General features: G+C 31.4%; 16 protein-coding genes. 10 read left to right on the top strand and 6 right to left on the bottom strand.

The annotated features are described in order from the left end of the window. Window positions 1-59 precede the first annotated feature (59 nt). Both NSS86_RS10775 and NSS86_RS10770 read left to right on the top strand, forming a co-directional pair. Window positions 60-575, top strand: coding sequence for an N-acetyltransferase (locus tag NSS86_RS10775; RefSeq protein ID WP_000907311.1), 516 nt, complete (start codon window positions 60-62; stop codon window positions 573-575). A 313-nt stretch (window positions 576-888) separates the two neighbouring features. After that, window positions 889-1,503, top strand: coding sequence for a hypothetical protein (locus NSS86_RS10770; RefSeq protein WP_000827010.1), 615 nt, complete (start codon window positions 889-891; stop codon window positions 1,501-1,503). 153 nt (window positions 1,504-1,656) lie between these two features. On the opposite strand, the gene NSS86_RS10765 is transcribed toward NSS86_RS10770, so the two are convergent. Then, window positions 1,657-3,330 (bottom strand): CDP-glycerol glycerophosphotransferase family protein, encoded by a 1,674-nt coding sequence (locus NSS86_RS10765; protein ID WP_000595297.1) that lies wholly within the window; start codon window positions 3,328-3,330, stop codon window positions 1,657-1,659. 316 nt (window positions 3,331-3,646) lie between these two features. On the opposite strand from NSS86_RS10765, the gene NSS86_RS10760 reads away from it, so the two are divergent. Further along, on the top strand, window positions 3,647-5,245 hold the full coding sequence (locus NSS86_RS10760; RefSeq protein ID WP_000960858.1) for an L-lactate permease: 1,599 nt from the start codon (window positions 3,647-3,649) through the stop codon (window positions 5,243-5,245). Between the two features lie 380 nt (window positions 5,246-5,625). Further along, a complete protein-coding gene (gene mqo / locus NSS86_RS10755; RefSeq protein ID WP_000211366.1) occupies window positions 5,626-7,104 on the top strand; it encodes a malate dehydrogenase (quinone) in 1,479 nt (492 codons plus the stop codon). Between the two features lie 65 nt (window positions 7,105-7,169). Here the strand turns inward: mqo and NSS86_RS10750 are convergent, their stop codons facing one another. From NSS86_RS10750 to hssR, 4 genes are all read right to left on the bottom strand, one after another. After that, on the bottom strand, window positions 7,170-7,625 hold the full coding sequence (locus tag NSS86_RS10750) for a DUF3021 domain-containing protein (protein ID WP_000793164.1): 456 nt from the start codon (window positions 7,623-7,625) through the stop codon (window positions 7,170-7,172). Next, the gene (locus NSS86_RS10745; protein WP_000977032.1) at window positions 7,622-8,065 is read right to left on the bottom strand and encodes a LytTR family DNA-binding domain-containing protein; all 444 of its coding nucleotides are present in this window, start codon (window positions 8,063-8,065) and stop codon (window positions 7,622-7,624) included. The genes NSS86_RS10750 and NSS86_RS10745 overlap by 4 nt, the downstream gene beginning before the upstream one ends. 162 nt (window positions 8,066-8,227) lie before the next feature. Then, a complete protein-coding gene (hssS, locus tag NSS86_RS10740; protein WP_000477338.1) occupies window positions 8,228-9,601 on the bottom strand; it encodes a heme sensor histidine kinase HssS in 1,374 nt (457 codons plus the stop codon). After that, entirely contained in the window at window positions 9,594-10,268 is a 675-nt protein-coding gene (gene hssR, locus NSS86_RS10735) for a DNA-binding heme response regulator HssR (protein WP_000249497.1), read from the bottom strand. Before hssR ends, hssS begins: the two co-directional genes overlap by 8 nt. A 135-nt stretch (window positions 10,269-10,403) precedes the next feature. On the opposite strand from hssR, the gene NSS86_RS10730 reads away from it, so the two are divergent. Together NSS86_RS10730 and NSS86_RS10725 are read left to right on the top strand one after the other, a co-directional pair. After that, on the top strand, window positions 10,404-11,459 hold the full coding sequence (locus tag NSS86_RS10730; protein WP_000761390.1) for an ABC transporter permease: 1,056 nt from the start codon (window positions 10,404-10,406) through the stop codon (window positions 11,457-11,459). Further along, the gene (locus NSS86_RS10725) at window positions 11,459-12,124 is read left to right on the top strand and encodes an ABC transporter ATP-binding protein (protein WP_001229920.1); all 666 of its coding nucleotides are present in this window, start codon (window positions 11,459-11,461) and stop codon (window positions 12,122-12,124) included. The genes NSS86_RS10730 and NSS86_RS10725 overlap by 1 nt, the downstream gene beginning before the upstream one ends. Before the next feature lie 230 nt (window positions 12,125-12,354). Here NSS86_RS10725 and NSS86_RS10720 read toward each other — a convergent pair whose 3' ends face one another. Then, window positions 12,355-13,323, bottom strand: coding sequence for a YdcF family protein (locus tag NSS86_RS10720; protein ID WP_001549718.1), 969 nt, complete (start codon window positions 13,321-13,323; stop codon window positions 12,355-12,357). A 194-nt stretch (window positions 13,324-13,517) separates the two neighbouring features. On the opposite strand from NSS86_RS10720, the gene NSS86_RS10715 reads away from it, so the two are divergent. The 4 genes from NSS86_RS10715 (at window position 13,518) to NSS86_RS10700 (ending at window position 17,072) form a co-directional block, all read left to right on the top strand. After that, window positions 13,518-13,973, top strand: coding sequence for a MarR family transcriptional regulator (locus NSS86_RS10715; protein WP_000238542.1), 456 nt, complete (start codon window positions 13,518-13,520; stop codon window positions 13,971-13,973). Window positions 13,974-14,212: 239 nt separating this feature from the next. Next, window positions 14,213-15,595, top strand: a complete 1,383-nt coding sequence (gene tcaA / locus NSS86_RS10710; RefSeq protein ID WP_000833811.1) for a glycopeptide resistance protein TcaA — start codon at window positions 14,213-14,215, stop codon at window positions 15,593-15,595. A gap of 30 nt (window positions 15,596-15,625) precedes the next feature. Then, window positions 15,626-15,754: a hypothetical protein gene (locus NSS86_RS10705; protein WP_001792264.1), complete on the top strand. Its 129-nt coding sequence runs from the start codon at window positions 15,626-15,628 to the stop codon at window positions 15,752-15,754. 109 nt (window positions 15,755-15,863) lie between these two features. Next, window positions 15,864-17,072 carry a multidrug effflux MFS transporter gene (locus tag NSS86_RS10700; protein WP_000999131.1) on the top strand — a complete coding sequence of 403 codons (1,209 nt, stop codon included), beginning with the start codon at window positions 15,864-15,866 and terminating at the stop codon, window positions 17,070-17,072. The last annotated feature ends 68 nt before the right edge of the window (window positions 17,073-17,140 follow it).

The raw sequence follows: 17,140 nt of genomic DNA, 5'->3' as shown, positions 1-17,140 counted from the left end.
TGGCTGAAAAATAACATAAGTAATATTTTGATTCGATCACTGTTTATTGGAGGATTTATATGGCTGGGATAATCAAAGAAATTTCAGAACAAAATGCTAGTGAATTAGTTGAATTAGCAACTAGAACATTTTATGACACGTTTGGTTCTTACTATGATGACAAAGATTTTGATCAATTTTTTAAAGACAATTATACTGTAGAAAAATTTACACAAGAGATTAACCATGTAGATTCATTTCATTATTTTTATCAAGAAGATGGTGCGAATGTTGGTTATATAAAGATGAATATTAATAGTGCTCAAACTGAAGAAATGGGGGAGACCTATTTAGAAGTGCAGCGCATATATTTTTTGAAAGACTTTCAAGGTGGCGGAAGAGGTTCACAATTGATAGAATTGGCCGAAAAAATTGCTCAAGAACATAATAAACATAAAATTTGGCTAGGAGTTTGGGAGCATAATCCTCGTGCTCAAGCATTTTATAAACGTCATGGATTTAAAGTGGTTGGTGAACATCATTTTCAAACAGGTGATGTAACGGATACAGATTTAATTATGGAAAAAGAGTTATAATGATTGTTTTTGCAGCAGATAAAATGAAATCATAGTAATAAATATTGTGTATGCCTTGAAATGCTAAATGCGTAATGAATTGTTAAAGTAAAATAATTAAATTTATAGAAAACATAAAATTCACAAAAATTAAATAATAATGAACAAAAATTAGGGTATAATAAAAAGAACCTTAGATTGTAGTTATGGGTATTGTGATAATTCAAATCATATTAATGTTGACGTCTTTGGTAACAAGCCATGAAATGATACACATGGTAGATATGTATTTCAAGCTTATTCAATGAATATCGAATTATAGGAGGAGATATGTATGAAAAGATTAGTTACAGGGTTACTAGCATTATCATTATTTTTAGCTGCATGTGGTCAAGATAGTGACCAACAAAAAGACAGTAATAAAGAAAAAGATGATAAAGCGAAAACTGAACAACAAGATAAAAAAACAAATGATTCATCTAAAGATAAGAAAGACAATAAAGATGATAGTAAAGACGTAAACAAAGATAATAAAGATAATAGTGCAAACGATAACCAGCAACAATCTAATTCAAATGCAACAAACAATGACCAAAACCAAACAAATAATAACCAATCAAGTAATAATCAAAAATCAAGTTACGTTGCACCATATTATGGACAAAATGCCGCGCCGGTTGCACGTCAAATTTATCCGTTTAATGGAAATAAAACTCAAGCTTTACAGCAATTGCCAAATTTCCAAACAGCTTTAAATGCGGCTAATAATGAAGCAAATAAATTTGGTAGTAATAATAAAGTGTATAATGATTATTCTATTGAAGAACATAATGGCAACTATAAGTATGTGTTTAGTTTTAAAGACCCAAATGCAAATGGAAAATATTCAATTGTAACGGTTGATTATACTGGACAAGCAATGGTTACTGATCCAAACTACCAACAATAATGTTAATATAACTATGATGCAAGTTAAAAAAATAAAACGGTAAACTCTATAATATGAATTAGGGTTTACCGTTTTTTGCGTATTTTAAAGTATAAAAGTTTACGTTTTATAGCACTTTTAAACCTCATTCACAGCCACTGAGAAATTTAAACACTATTGATTAGATGTCATCTTAGACAATATAAGTTGTGAAATAGATTCTAATGGTTGTTCTTTATGTTGTATTTGTGGATATTTAATCACTGGTATTGCCTGGGAAATTAAATTATTAATTAATAATTGTCGGTCTGTATACCAAATTTTTGATAGATGACGCCAAATATCTTCGTTAACACCTTGAGACTCAATGTATTGACTGTGATTTGGAGTGTATAATGCTACTGTTTTGTCTATAGCCATCGCATCAAATATTATATTTGAGTAATCAGTGATAACGACATCAGACATTAGAATTAAGTCTTGAGCACTAAGATACTTTGGTGCAACAAGCGCCTCTTCTGGTAAGATCGCTTCATCAACACCCTGAACCACAACATGATAGGCTTTGAATAAAGCATCTGATAGTGGTAATTGTTGCGCACTCACTAATCCAATAGGTGCGTATAATAAAACTGGTTTTTGATCATTTATTTTAAACGATTTCTTATACTGTTGTTGAGTAGTACTTTCGTTACGCTTTTGTAGTAAATATTGGTGTTTAGGATTACCATAAGCCAATACATTTGCTTGGTGACTAGGAAAAGCCGTTTGATAAAAGTGGCTAATATCATCAGCAGAATGTATAACATAATCGAATTGCAACCAGCGATTATACCTTTTAGCACGATAAAAAGGTGTTTCTATATTTTTAATAGGCTCTTTACTATCTAAAAATAATTGCATTATTGGTGTGCCTTGATGTAATTGAATTAAAGTACCGTTTGGTTGTAACGTTTCAGGTATATCATTTTCAACTATAACTACGCGTGCGCTGTTAATCAATTCGTCAGCTTTTTCAGACTTAGGTGATATGAAATGTGGTCCGCGACGATCGTCAGTAACAAAATAACAGGCAGTCATTGGATTATGTTTAACGAAGTAAGTAAATAAATATTTTGAATTACCTATATATTGATGATGATCACCGATAAAAACGATGTGATCTTTTAAAACGTTTGGTTGCTTCGTATACAGGCCGAAGTTTTGTAATTGTTTGTTATCAGCACGTTGCTTTGCTATTTTATATAACCATTTAGGTAGCATAAACTTGGTAGAATACAACCAATTATCTGGCGAATTAAGTTGTTCTGAATCCTCGATAAAAAGGTTGCGAAAAGGTATAGGATGATGATCAATATAAGCCATTTTATTCAAATAAAACTGAGACATCATATCAAAATCTTCAATAGTTTTAATAGTTTCCCATATTGAAGCACTTGTTGCTATAGGGGCTTTAAAATCAAAAACGACATGACCATCGATTGATAAATCACCTTTCAGAAGTGTCAATAAAGCTAAATCGAAAATCGTTTCTACAGAGTAATAATGTATTAAATCAAGAGTCTGTTGAATCGCATATATCAGGTTAGGATAATAATTATTGTTTTGAGCCCAATCGGCAATGTTGATCGATGATTGACCGAAATAGTGACAATCATTTTTGTATTGTCCATCCACAGTATAATCAACCACGATAGACTTAGGATATAATTGAACCGCATCTAACATCGATTGATAAATCATTATCTCATTTGCATATGGAACGACATGTGTATAACCTTCAGACTGAGCTTTCATTAATTGAGATTCAAACTTTTGCATATTAGAAACATTTATCTGTTTAATCATTGCTATAACTTCCATTTCTCATCGTAGTATCTTCCTTATTTTAGCACGGTCTTATGTAAAATTCATGAATAGTATAAGTTACTTCATTACATTAAGTACAATTCATTTTGATGAACAGATTTAAAATGAAAAATAAAACAATTAAATAGGAAAGTGATATTGTTAATAGTCTGAAAAAATGGTATATTTTAATTGTGAAAAAAATCACATTAATCTCACTGTTCTGTAAAATGTTATCGATAACAAAATGCTATAGCCAGAGCATGATTTTAATGAAGCAATTACACTACTACTTTATGGAAAGAAGAGTCAGCCTATGTTAGTAAATACGTTTAACCCATTTGATAATTTATTATTATCGTCTTTAATTGCAGCAATACCGATTGTACTGTTTTTACTATGTTTAACTGTTTTTAAAATGAAAGGTATTTATGCAGCTATTACAACACTTGTTGTAACATTACTAATTGCAATACCATTTTTCAAATTGCCAGTTGGTATCGCTTCTGGTGCAGTAGTCGAAGGTTTCTTCCAAGGTATCATTCCGATTGGCTATATCGTTATGATGGCAGTATTGTTATACAAAATTACTGTTGAATCTGGACAATTTTTAACAATTCAAGATAGTATTACAAATATTTCACAAGACCAACGTATTCAAGTTTTACTTATTGGATTTGCATTCAACGCATTTTTAGAAGGTGCAGCAGGATTTGGTGTACCAATTGCAATTTGTGCACTTTTATTAACACAATTAGGATTTAATCCATTAAAAGCTGCGATGTTATGTTTAGTCGCAAATGCAGCGTCTGGTGCTTTTGGTGCGATTGGTATCCCTGTAGGTGTTGTAGAAACGTTGAAATTACCTGGAGATGTTTCAGTATTAGGTGTTTCTCAATCAGCAACTTTAACATTGGCAATCATAAATTTCATTATTCCATTCTTACTTATCTTTATTATTGATGGTTTTAGAGGTGTTAAAGAAACATTACCAGCAATTTTAGTAGTTTCAATCACTTATACACTTACTCAAGGATTATTAACTGTATTCAGTGGACCTGAATTAGCAGATATTATTCCACCGTTATTAACAATGTTAGCATTAGCAGTATTTTCTAAAAAATTCCAACCAAAACACATTTATCGTGTTAATAAAGATGAAGAAATTGAACCTGCAAAAGCACATTCTGCAAAAGCAGTATTACATGCATGGAGCCCATTCATTGTATTAACAGTCATTGTAATGATTTGGAGTGCGCCATTCTTTAAAAACTTATTCTTACCAAATGGTGCTTTATCATCATTAGTATTTAAATTCAACTTACCTGGAACAATCAGCGAAGTTACGCATAAACCATTAGTATTGACTTTAAATATTATTGGACAAACAGGTACAGCTATTTTATTAACTATTATTATTACAATTTTAATGTCTAAAAAGGTTAACTTTAAAGATGCTGTTAGATTATTCGGCGTTACATTTAAAGAGTTGTGGTTACCAGTTCTTACAATTTGTTTCATCTTAGCAATTTCTAAAATCACAACTTATGGTGGTTTAAGTGCAGCAATGGGTCAAGGTATAGCTAAAGCAGGTAATGTCTTCCCAGTTCTATCACCAATCTTAGGTTGGATAGGTGTGTTTATGACAGGATCAGTTGTAAATAACAATTCATTATTTGCACCAATTCAAGCTTCTGTTGCACAACAAATTGGAACAAGTGGTTCACTTCTTGTATCTGCTAATACAGTTGGTGGTGTAGCGGCAAAATTGATTTCACCACAATCAATTGCAATTGCAACTGCAGCAGTAAAACAAGTTGGTAAGGAATCAGAATTATTAAAAATGACATTGAAATACAGTGTATGTTTACTAATATTCATCTGTATTTGGACTTTCATCTTGTCATTATTATAAAAAAACGTATTTCAAAATATAAATATACAGAAGGTGAGATGTTTTCTAACATCTCATCTTTTTTTTATGGATCATTAATGAAAGAAGTTTGACATTATAATAATGGTAGCGCTTTATGTTAAAATGAATAGTGAGTAATCAGCAATCAAATTAAATTGGTTGATAGCTGTTAAGGTTTGTGGTTTTGTCTTTGTGCTATCGCACATAAAGTATATAATTAAAGTAGTTTCGTTATTATAAAATATTAATATACATAGTAGATAGTAATAGAGCATCACCATGGGAACCTATTGAGACACTTATTGATTTAAAGTGGTATTAATATGTCGTATTTCTCGAACGTTCCATTATTCATTTTAAAAAGGGGGACTGTATTTGTTATGACAACACAACATAGCAAAACAGATGTCATCTTAATTGGTGGCGGTATTATGAGTGCAACATTAGGAACATTACTTAAAGAATTATCACCTGAGAAAAATATTAAAGTGTTTGAAAAATTAGCACAACCTGGCGAAGAGAGTTCAAATGTATGGAATAATGCCGGTACAGGGCATTCAGCACTTTGCGAGTTGAACTATACAAAAGAAGGTAAGGATGGCACAGTTGATTGTAGTAAAGCAATTAAGATAAATGAGCAGTACCAAATTTCAAAACAGTTTTGGGCATATTTAGTTAAAACAGGACAATTAGATAACCCAGATCGCTTTATTCAAGCGGTGCCACACATGAGTTTTGTCATTGGCGAAGATAATGTAGCTTTTATAAAAAGTCGTGTTGCAACGTTAAAGAAAAGTGTTTTATTCGAAAAAATGAAATTATCGCAAGATGAAGAAGAAATGAAATCTTGGGTACCGTTAATGATTGAAGGTCGTAAGTCTGATGAACCAATTGCTTTAACTTATGATGAAACTGGTACAGATGTTAACTTTGGTGCGTTAACTGCAAAGTTATTTGAAAATTTAGAGCAACGTGGTGTGGGAATTCAATATAAGCAGAATGTATTAGACATCAAGAAACAGAAATCTGGGGCATGGCTAGTTAAAGTTAAAGATTTAGAAACTAATGAAACGACAACATATGAATCTGATTTTGTATTTATTGGTGCTGGCGGTGCGAGTTTACCATTACTCCAAAAGACTGGGATTAAACAATCAAAACATATTGGTGGTTTCCCAGTAAGTGGATTATTCCTGCGCTGTACAAATCAAGAAGTGATTGATCGTCATCATGCTAAAGTGTACGGAAAAGCAGCAGTGGGTGCGCCACCAATGTCAGTGCCGCACTTAGATACACGTTTTGTAGACGGCAAGCGTTCATTGTTATTTGGTCCATTTGCAGGTTTCTCACCTAAATTTTTAAAAACAGGTTCACATATGGATTTAATTAAATCGGTTAAACCAAATAATATCGTGACGATGTTATCTGCAGGTATCAAAGAAATGAGTCTTACGAAGTATTTAGTGTCACAATTGATGTTATCTAATGATGAGCGTATGGATGATTTAAGAGTCTTTTTCCCAAATGCTAAAAATGAAGATTGGGAAGTGATTACAGCAGGGCAACGTGTCCAAGTAATCAAGGATACTGAGGATTCTAAAGGTAACTTACAATTTGGTACCGAAGTCATTACGTCAGATGATGGCACATTAGCTGCATTACTTGGTGCATCACCTGGTGCGTCAACAGCTGTAGATATTATGTTTGATGTTTTACAGCGATGCTATCGTGATGAATTCAAAGGGTGGGAACCAAAGATTAAAGAAATGGTGCCGTCATTTGGTTATCGCTTAACAGATCATGAGGATTTATATCACAAAATTAATGAAGAAGTAACTAAGTATTTACAAGTTAAATAATAAACGAAACGGTAATGTCTTTTTTAATGTGATAGACATTACCGTTTTTTAGTGGTTAATAAAAATCATTTTAATTGTTTCAGTTGCTCGTTAATAGTGTCTACGTAGTTCTTGTTTTTAAAGAATTGAATTATCCAAATTAATACATAAATCACAATGAAGATAATTGTGAATATGATTAGATAATGCACTGTTAGTGGAAACCAACCGGCAAGCATTGCTAAAGGCAAGAATCCGACATACGTTGTTATGAAATGCATTATAGTTGCTTTAGTAATGCTCCAATCTGTGTATTTAAAGATAAAATCTCCAAGGAAAAAGACGACGCCTATGAGTAACCATAAAATGATAGAAATCAACATTACGGTAGTTTCTGTGAAATGATTATAATACAAAATGCCAATAGTTGATTGTGGGTTCAGTGGATAATATTTGCCGTCTGCAAATAACATACTAAAGAACAGTGAAAGGGACAAACCAATGATTAAGCTAATAAATAATGAGTTTTTCAAATTTTTCATATTGATAAGCGCTCCTTTATAGATTTTAAATAACGTCTAGAAGAATAGGTGTAGTGTGCATCTTTAAGATACATACGTATAAGTCCATTTGGCTCTAATAATAATTTTTCAATGTAATACTTGTTGACGATTTCTGATTTGGAAATGCGAATGAAATGTTGTGGTAACTGTTTTTCTAGTTCATAAAGTCGTAATTTTAGTTTGAATTTTTGATTGCTTGTAATGGCTGTTACATTTTTATTAATAACTTGGAATGTTATAACATCTGATACATTAATGATATGGATTTCTTTGTCTATGTATCCGACTAATGTATGTGATTTGTCTAAATCATTGACTGCATTAATAATACTTTGAACGTGATCATTCATTTTAGGTGCATGTATATCAATATAAGATTCCGTCTCATTTGCATTGATAAATAAATTGAGTTTCATCATAGGTTAATGCCTCCTTCAAAATTATTAAACCATAAATGACCATCGATATATTTAAATTTTGTTGAATGGTAGAAATTAAATGTTAAGTGGCTAGAAAGCGCTAATCAATATAAAAGATACCTCCTGAAATAAAAACAGAAATGTTTTTTCAGGAGGTAGAGATTAATGTGAATTATTTGGCAGTGTAATAGTAAAGGTGGTTACATACTCGTTACTTTGTGTGAATTGGATTGTACCATGATGCAATTCAATGATGGATTTTGTAATTGCAAGACCTAAACCATTGCTATTATCATGTTTGCTCACTTTATAAAAACGTTCAAATAAACGTGCTTCAGCTTGTGGACTAATTGGTGAACCATCATTACTTATTGTGAAAATGATATTGTTGTGACTATGTTGCAAAGCGATGTCAATGGCACCACCAACATCTGTATACTTAATAGCATTTATTAATAAATTACTCAATGCTTGATGTAACAAACGTTGATTTCCTAGGAAATTGATTGATTCTAGGTCAGCTAAAATGATTAACGACTTTTCATCAGCAGCAAATTGTTCATGTCGAATGATATCTTTAATGAGTTGATCGACTTGAATCTTATCATCGAATAATAAATGTTGGTGATTATCTAATTCGGATAAGAGTAACAATTCAGTTGTTAATCCGCTCAGCTGCGTTGTAATGGTATAAATATCATTTATATATTGTTGTCTTAATGTTTTATCAGAAGTTTGTTGTAACTCGCTTAATAAATGATGAATATGTGTTAATGGTGTTTTGATTTCATGAGATACATTTTGTACAAAATGCTGCCTCATTTGATCAACTTGTCCCAATGACTCTCTCATCTTATTAAAGTGATACTGTAATGTTCCAATTTCATCTTTGCGTGTTTGTTTGATAGGTGTTTCAAAATCACCATCAATTAAGCGTTCGGTCGCTAGCTTTAACTTTTTTACTGGACGAATGATTGAATAGGTTGATGCGATAACTAATGAAATCGAGATAAATAATAACAACATTAACAAGACGGCTAAGAATGTTCTAAACTCGCTAAATGTTTCTCCAATATCTGGACGCATGAATACTGCTATTGAACCGTCTTTTGTCTTAAAGTTAATACCAACAGTATTATCTGTTACATTGTCGAAAAATCCAGTTACGAATAATGCGAATGGTTTATCTTTAATACCATGGTAATCTTTATTATTTAATACGTTGTTAATAGCATTTTGTGATAAAGTATCTTCTCTAAATGGCTCCCCATAAAATGTCTTATGACCTTTTTGATCAACGGTCATTATTTGGTAATTCATTTGCCCTAAATGTTTGAAATATTGTTGAATGTGCGTTGGTTTAGCTGATTGTTCATATTGTCTTGCTTCTTTAAGTGTCTTCATGATTTTCGCGTCATTAGATGCTTTTAAATTATAATGATAGTAAACATTTGTTAATACAAAACTTATTAATGCACTAAATAAAATAACCGTAATGGAATAAATCGCAATTCTAGCATAGAGTGTTTTAAACATGATTCTCCACCTTATAGCCTTGTCCTCTTACTGTTTCAATTGTAAGTGTGGCATTTAATTTTTTTAATCTTTGGCGTAGTCGCTTAATATGAACGTCAACTGTTCGTTCATCTCCTTCATAATCATAGCCCCAAATTTTTTCTATTATTTGTTCACGAGTAAAGATTTGCTTAGGACGTGCTGCAAGCATAAATAATAATTGAAATTCCTTGTTCGGTAACGTCATCGTTTTATTAGATACTTGGAGTTCCAAATAGGATTGGTTTAGCGTTAAGTTGCCAATAGTCATTTCTGAATTTGAATTGATATTATATCGACGTAATACCGCACGAATTCTAAAAATAAGTTCCTTAACCTCAAAGGGTTTGGTTACATAATCGTCAGTACCACTTATAAACGCACGCTCTTTGTCACTAAGTGCATCCCGCGCTGTTAACATAATAACTGGTATATCATAATCATTTTTTAATGTATTACATAATTGAAAGCCGTCCATACCATCCATCATAATATCTACCACTGCAATATCGACACGCTGTTTTTCTAAAAGTTTTAATGCAGCTTCACCACTTGGTTGTGTGTATGCATCAATGTGCTCTGTTTGTAAATGGCTAGCTATATAATTTAGGATTCGAGGATCGTCATCGACAACAAGACATTGCACCATAGCTATAAACTCCCTTATCTTTTTCATTTATTATACATGTAAAATATTTTTGCGTAAAAAAACAATTGTTCATATTGAGTTCATATTTCAACCTTATACTGACGCTAAAGAAGAAATAGGGAGAAGTGAATCGATATGAAATTAGCGATAAAAGAGATTATGTTTTACAAATTTCGTTATATTTTAATCACATTAATCATTCTTTTATTAAGTATTATGGTGTTATTTATTAGTGGTTTAGCTCAAGGGCTTGGTAGGGAGAATATTTCGTTATTTGAACACTTTGATAATGATGAATATGTTGTTCAAAAAATGAAAGAGCCGCAAATTGAGAAATCGCAACTTAGTGATACGCAACAGAATCAAATTAAAAAGGTATTTCATCAAGAACCATATAAAATGAATATTCAAACATTGAAATTATCTAATAAAGAACAAGATGTGATTACAATGAATGACGTTAAACAACAACGCATACAACTTAAAAAAGGTGATTATCCTAAAAATGCTCATGAGGTCGCTATTAATGATAAGTTAGCTGCAGACAACATTAGAGTCGGGGATAGATTACATTTTAAAAATAATTCAACTAGTTATAGAGTTTCTGGTATTTTAAACGACACAATGTATGCGCATAGTTCCATTGTGCTATTGAACGATAACGGATTTAATGCATTGAATAAGGTTAATACGGCATTTTATCCAGTGAAAAATTTAACACAACAACAACGTGATGAGCTTAATAAAATAAATGACGTTCAAGTTGTGAGTGAAAAAGATTTAACAGGTAATATTGCGAGTTATCAAGCAGAGCAAGCACCGTTAAATATGATGATTGTTAGTTTGTTTGCTATTACAGCAATCGTTCTAAGTGCATTTTTCTATGTTATGACGATTCAAAAAATATCACAAATTGGCATTTTGAAAGCAATTGGTATTAAGACAAGACATTTATTGAGTGCGTTAGTTTTACAAATTTTAACACTAACAATAATTGGGGTAGGTATTGCTGTGATCATCATAGTAGGACTATCATTTATGATGCCGGTAACGATGCCTTTTTACTTAACAACGCAAAATATTTTATTAATGGTGGGGATATTTATATTAGTAGCGATTTTAGGTGCCTCACTATCATTTATCAAATTATTTAAAGTGGATCCTATCGAAGCAATTGGAGGTGCAGAATAATGGCATTAGTCGTTAAAGATATCGTCAAAAATTTCGGAGAAGGTTTGTCTGAAACAAAAGTTTTAAAAGGTATTAATTTTGAAGTGGAACAAGGGGAATTTGTCATTTTAAATGGTGCCTCTGGTTCTGGGAAAACAACATTGCTAACGATATTAGGCGGATTGTTAAGTCAAACGAGTGGTACAGTGCTTTACAATGATGCACCATTGTTTGATAAACAGCATCGTCCTAGTGATTTGCGATTGGAAGATATTGGTTTTATTTTTCAATCTTCACATTTAGTTCCTTATTTAAAAGTGATAGAGCAATTGACACTCGTAGGCCAAGAAGCGGGAATGACCAAACAACAAAGTTCAACAAGAGCAATACAACTTTTGAAAAATATTGGGTTAGAAGATCGCTTGAATGTATATCCGCATCAGTTATCTGGCGGTGAAAAGCAACGTGTTGCGATTATGAGAGCATTTATGAATAATCCGAAAATCATTTTAGCAGATGAGCCCACAGCAAGTTTAGATGCCGATAGAGCAACAAAAGTTGTTGAGATGATACGTCAACAAATTAAAGAACAACAAATGATTGGTATTATGATTACACACGATCGAAGATTATTTGAATATGCAGATCGAGTGATTGAATTAGAAGATGGCAAAATAACTGATTAGTGGCTTGTAAAGACGCTAAATGTTAATGATTTAAGACATAGTAGTATAAAAGTTAGATAACAGAATACGATTTGGGTTTACAAAAAAGCGCGTCACTATTATATAAAATGATGACGTGCTTTAGTTTATTTATTTTCAATATAACAATTGTCTAATCAAGGATTAACGAATATTTAAAGATAGTTTGACGCAATATTAGAAACAACCTATAATAATAGTTTGTTTGTGGATTAACTATTATAAATAAAAGCGGCGTAAAGACATATAAACCAACTACTTGAACAATATAACGTTAATAACAATCTATACTGATACATTACGCCTAGATAATCTTTAATGAGCACATGTAAGAAAAAGTGATATGGTGTATGACTTCCGACACCATCGATAGATAAACCTAATTTTTGGGCTAGTCGTAAGGCGCGCAATACATGAAACTGACTTGTTACACAAACAATTTTAACTGCTTCATGATACAAATTGTTGATGATTTGTTTAGAATATAAAAAGTTTGTGTATGTATTTATAGAGTGAGATTCCATTAGTATATCTGTTTTATCAACACCATGTGCAATCAAATAACGTTGCATAGCTAAAGCTTCAGAAATTGGTTCGTCTGGTCCTTGTCCGCCAGATACAATAATCTTTGTTGCTGATGCTTGTTGTTGATAGATATCAAGTGCACGGTCTAAACGCGCTGCAAGCATTGGTGTGACAAATTCGGTAAAAATACCAGCACCTAACACAATTATGATATCAACTTCTTTGTTGTATGATCTATGTCTATATGATACTGTCCAAACGAGATAACAAATAAAGGTTAGTAACAGGGAAAGACATAATATAGCTAACCACATAGACAAACCTTTCACAATAGGTGACTGAATCGTACTTATAAATAGAAGTGCTGATGTGTAGAGTACAAATTTATATGAAAAAGATAATAATTTTTTAATAAATAAGCGACTAGAAGTATGAGAAAATAAATATCTATGTTTGAATAGCATGATAATACTGATTATTATAAATGTTACAAACATAGACCAAGGGAAAGTATAGGTCATGATGCTATAGATGAGTGACAAAAATATCGATATGACAACTAAGATGTAGCATGTTAAATTTAACGTCAGAGTATAGTTGAAAATTAACGGACAAATAACGATAAGTATAAATATTAATAATAAATTCAATAACATACTGACACCTCGCTTATAATAAATATTAAATATAAATGTAGATGATTTAATTTATTAAAGCAAGGAGAACGCAGCAACATGTAAGTCTTAATTTGTTATATTATATATGGGTCAATATTTTTGTGTTTTTTAGATGTGCGATACAATGATTGCTGAGGATACTTTATAAAAATAGTAATTAGGGAGAAATAATTATGGTAAAACATTTACAAGACCATATTCAATTTTTAGAGCAGTTTATAAATAACGTTAACGCATTAACTGCAAAAATGTTGAAAGATTTACAAAATGAATATGAAATTTCATTAGAGCAGTCTAACGTATTAGGTATGTTAAATAAAGAACCTTTGACAATTAGTGAAATCACGCAAAGACAAGGAGTAAATAAGGCCGCAGTAAGCCGACGAATTAAAAAGTTAATCGATGCTAAATTAGTTAAGTTAGATAAACCAAATTTAAATATTGATCAACGTTTGAAATTCATAACCTTAACTGACAAAGGTAGAGCATATTTGAAAGAACGTAATGCGATTATGACAGATATTGCGCAAGATATTACTAATGATTTAAATTCTGAAGATATTGAAAATGTAAGGCAAGTATTAGAAGTCATCAATCATCGCATTAAAACATATAGCAATCATAAATAGGTTTTTGAAGGTGTTCAAATATAAGACTAAATATGTATGTATTGAACACCTTCTTTTTAGTTATAATTGAGAGAGTACTTTCATAAATAATGTAATAAGGTACAATTCTAAAGTAAAGTTAATCATTTCTTGAATTGTATTCTTGGGATAATATTTGTAAAATAATAATGGTAAAATAATGAAATAATTTTTGTGATATACATATAACAATTGAAGAGGAACAGAATTGAGGTGAAAGTATGAAATCTTGCCCGAAGTGCGGACAACAAGCACAAGATGATGTACAGATATGTACACAATGTGGACATAAATTTGATAGTCGTCAAGCATTATATAGAAAGTCAACCGATGAAGATATACAAACTAATAACATCAAGATGAGAAAAATGGTGCCTTGGGCAATTGGTTTTTTCATTTTAATCTTAATTATTATATTGTTCTTTTTACTAAGAAACTTCAATTCACCTGAAGCGCAAACTAAAATATTAGTGAATGCGATTGAGAATAATGATAAACAAAAAGTAGCAACATTATTAAGTACTAAAGATAATAAAGTAGATTCTGAAGAAGCGAAAGTATACATTAACTATATCAAAGATGAAGTTGGGCTTAAGCAATTTGTCAGCGACCTTAAAAATACGGTACATAAATTGAATAAGAGTAAGACCAGCGTAGCTTCTTATATTCAAACCAGATCTGGTCAAAATATATTACGTGTAAGTAAAAATGGCACGCGTTATATCTTTTTCGATAATATGAGCTTTACTGCACCTACCAAGCAACCAATTGTTAAGCCGAAAGAAAAAACAAAATATGAGTTTAAATCTGGTGGTAAGAAAAAGATGGTTATAGCTGAAGCAAATAAAGTGACGCCAATAGGTAATTTTATACCGGGGACATATAGAATTCCAGCTATGAAATCAACTGAGAACGGTGATTTTGCAGGCTATTTAAAATTTGATTTTAGACAAAGTAATTCTGAAACGGTAGATGTTACTGAAGATTTTGAAGAAGCAAATATAACTGTAACTTTAAAAGGCGATACAAAATTAAATGATAGTTCTAAAAAAGTAACTATAAATGACCGTGAAATGACATTTTCAAGTTCCAAAACGTATGGTCCATATCCACAAAATAAAGATATTACCATTTCAGCTTCAGGTAAAGCGAAAGGTAAAACATTTACAACACAGACGAAGACGATTAAAGCCAGCGATTTAAAATACAATACAGAGATAACTTTGAATTTTGACAGTGAAGATATCGAAGACTATGTTGAAAAGAAAGAAAAAGAAGAAAACAGCTTGAAGAACAAATTGATAGAATTCTTTGCTGGATATTCTTTAGCGAATAATGCTGCGTTTAATCAGTCAGATTTTGATTTTGTATCGTCATATATAAAAAAAGGATCATCTTTTTATGATGATGTAAAGAAGCGTGTATCTAAAGGAAGTTTAATGATGATTAGTTCACCACAAATTATAGATGCTGAAAAACATGGTGATAAGATTACCGCAACCGTAAGATTAATAAATGAAAACGGTAAGCAAGTAGATAAAGAATATGAGCTTGAACAAGGCTCGCAAGACCGCTTGCAATTAATCAAGACATCAGAAAAATAGAGTATAAAACTTAAATAAGATGCATGTGTCATGGAATACAAACAACATCCTTTCAAAGTATTTACAATTAGTGTGAATTACTTTGAAGGGATTGTTTTTTGTGAAAAAATTTATGGAGTGCTGAGGTTTATATCATTTTATACCTTTTATAAGTTGTAATGATGTTCATGAAACTTGTGAGTAATGCTAATATATAAAAGAGCATATTTAAATTTAGTTTCTGTTCGTGATAGTTATAAACTAATCATTATATAAAGGAGATAGTCATATGAATGATTTAACGCATTTTAACAAGCGTTCACCGATATTTATTATTATTTTAGGATCTTTGACGGCCATTGGAGCATTATCGATAGATATGTTTTTGCCTGGATTACCAGATATTAGACATGATTTTCAAACAACGACGTCTAACGCACAATTAACATTATCGATGTTTATGATTGGTTTAGCGTTTGGTAATTTGTTTGCTGGTCCAATTTCAGATTCAACTGGGCGCAGAAAGCCGCTTATTATAGCTATGATTATTTTTACATTAGCAAGTTTAGGTATTGTTTTTGTACATAATATTTGGCTGATGGTTGCATTAAGATTTCTTCAAGGAGTGACAGGTGGCGCAGCAGCAGTTATTTCAAGAGCTATAGCAAGTGATATGTATAGTGGTAATGAACTAACTAAGTTTATGGCATTATTGATGCTTGTTAATGGTATTGCACCAGTTGTTGCGCCAACAATAGGGGGCATAATTTTAAATTATTCTGTCTGGCGTATGGTCTTTGTCATTCTGACTATCTTTGGTTTCGTCATGGTCATAGGTTCTTTATTAAAAGTACCTGAATCATTAACAGTGACAAATCGTGAGTCAAGTAGTGGATTAAAAACAATGTTTAAAAACTTCAAAATATTATTGAAGACGCCACGTTTTGTATTACCAATGCTCATTCAAGGTATGACATTTGTAATATTATTTACTTATATTTCTGCGTCTCCGTTTATTATTCAAAAAATTTATGGCATGACTGCAATACAATTTAGTTGGATGTTTGCAGGAATTGGTATTACGCTCATTATATCAAGTCAACTTACTGGGTACCTTGTTGATTTTATAGACTCACAAAAATTGATGAGAGGCATGACGATGATTCAGATTATCGGTGTAATTTTAGTGACGATTGTATTGCTTAATCATTGGAACTTTTGGATTTTAGCGATAGGATTTATCATTTTAATAGCACCAGTGACAGGTGTTGCGACACTTGGTTTTACAATAGCTATGGATGAAAGTAGTAGTGGTAGAGGGAGTTCATCAAGTTTATTAGGTTTAGTGCAGTTTTTATTTGGTGGTGTTGCATCGCCATTAGTGGGGGTAAAAGGTGAAGATAATCCTATACCTTACATAATTATTATTATAGCTACAGCAGTTATATTAATTATTTTACAGATTTATAATATGAAGGTATTTAAAACAAATCGATGATAAACATAGTTTCTTCTATTATATTGAATTGAAAAATTAAAAAACAAAACTTGAGCTATTCATAGACC

The sequence above is a fragment of the Staphylococcus sp. FSL W8-0056 genome, assembly GCF_037963075.1.
GTDB classification, from domain to species: Bacteria; Bacillota; Bacilli; order Staphylococcales; family Staphylococcaceae; genus Staphylococcus; species Staphylococcus aureus.
The sequence above is the reverse complement of the archived record's forward strand: the minus strand, read 5'-3'. Positions and strand labels throughout refer to the sequence as shown.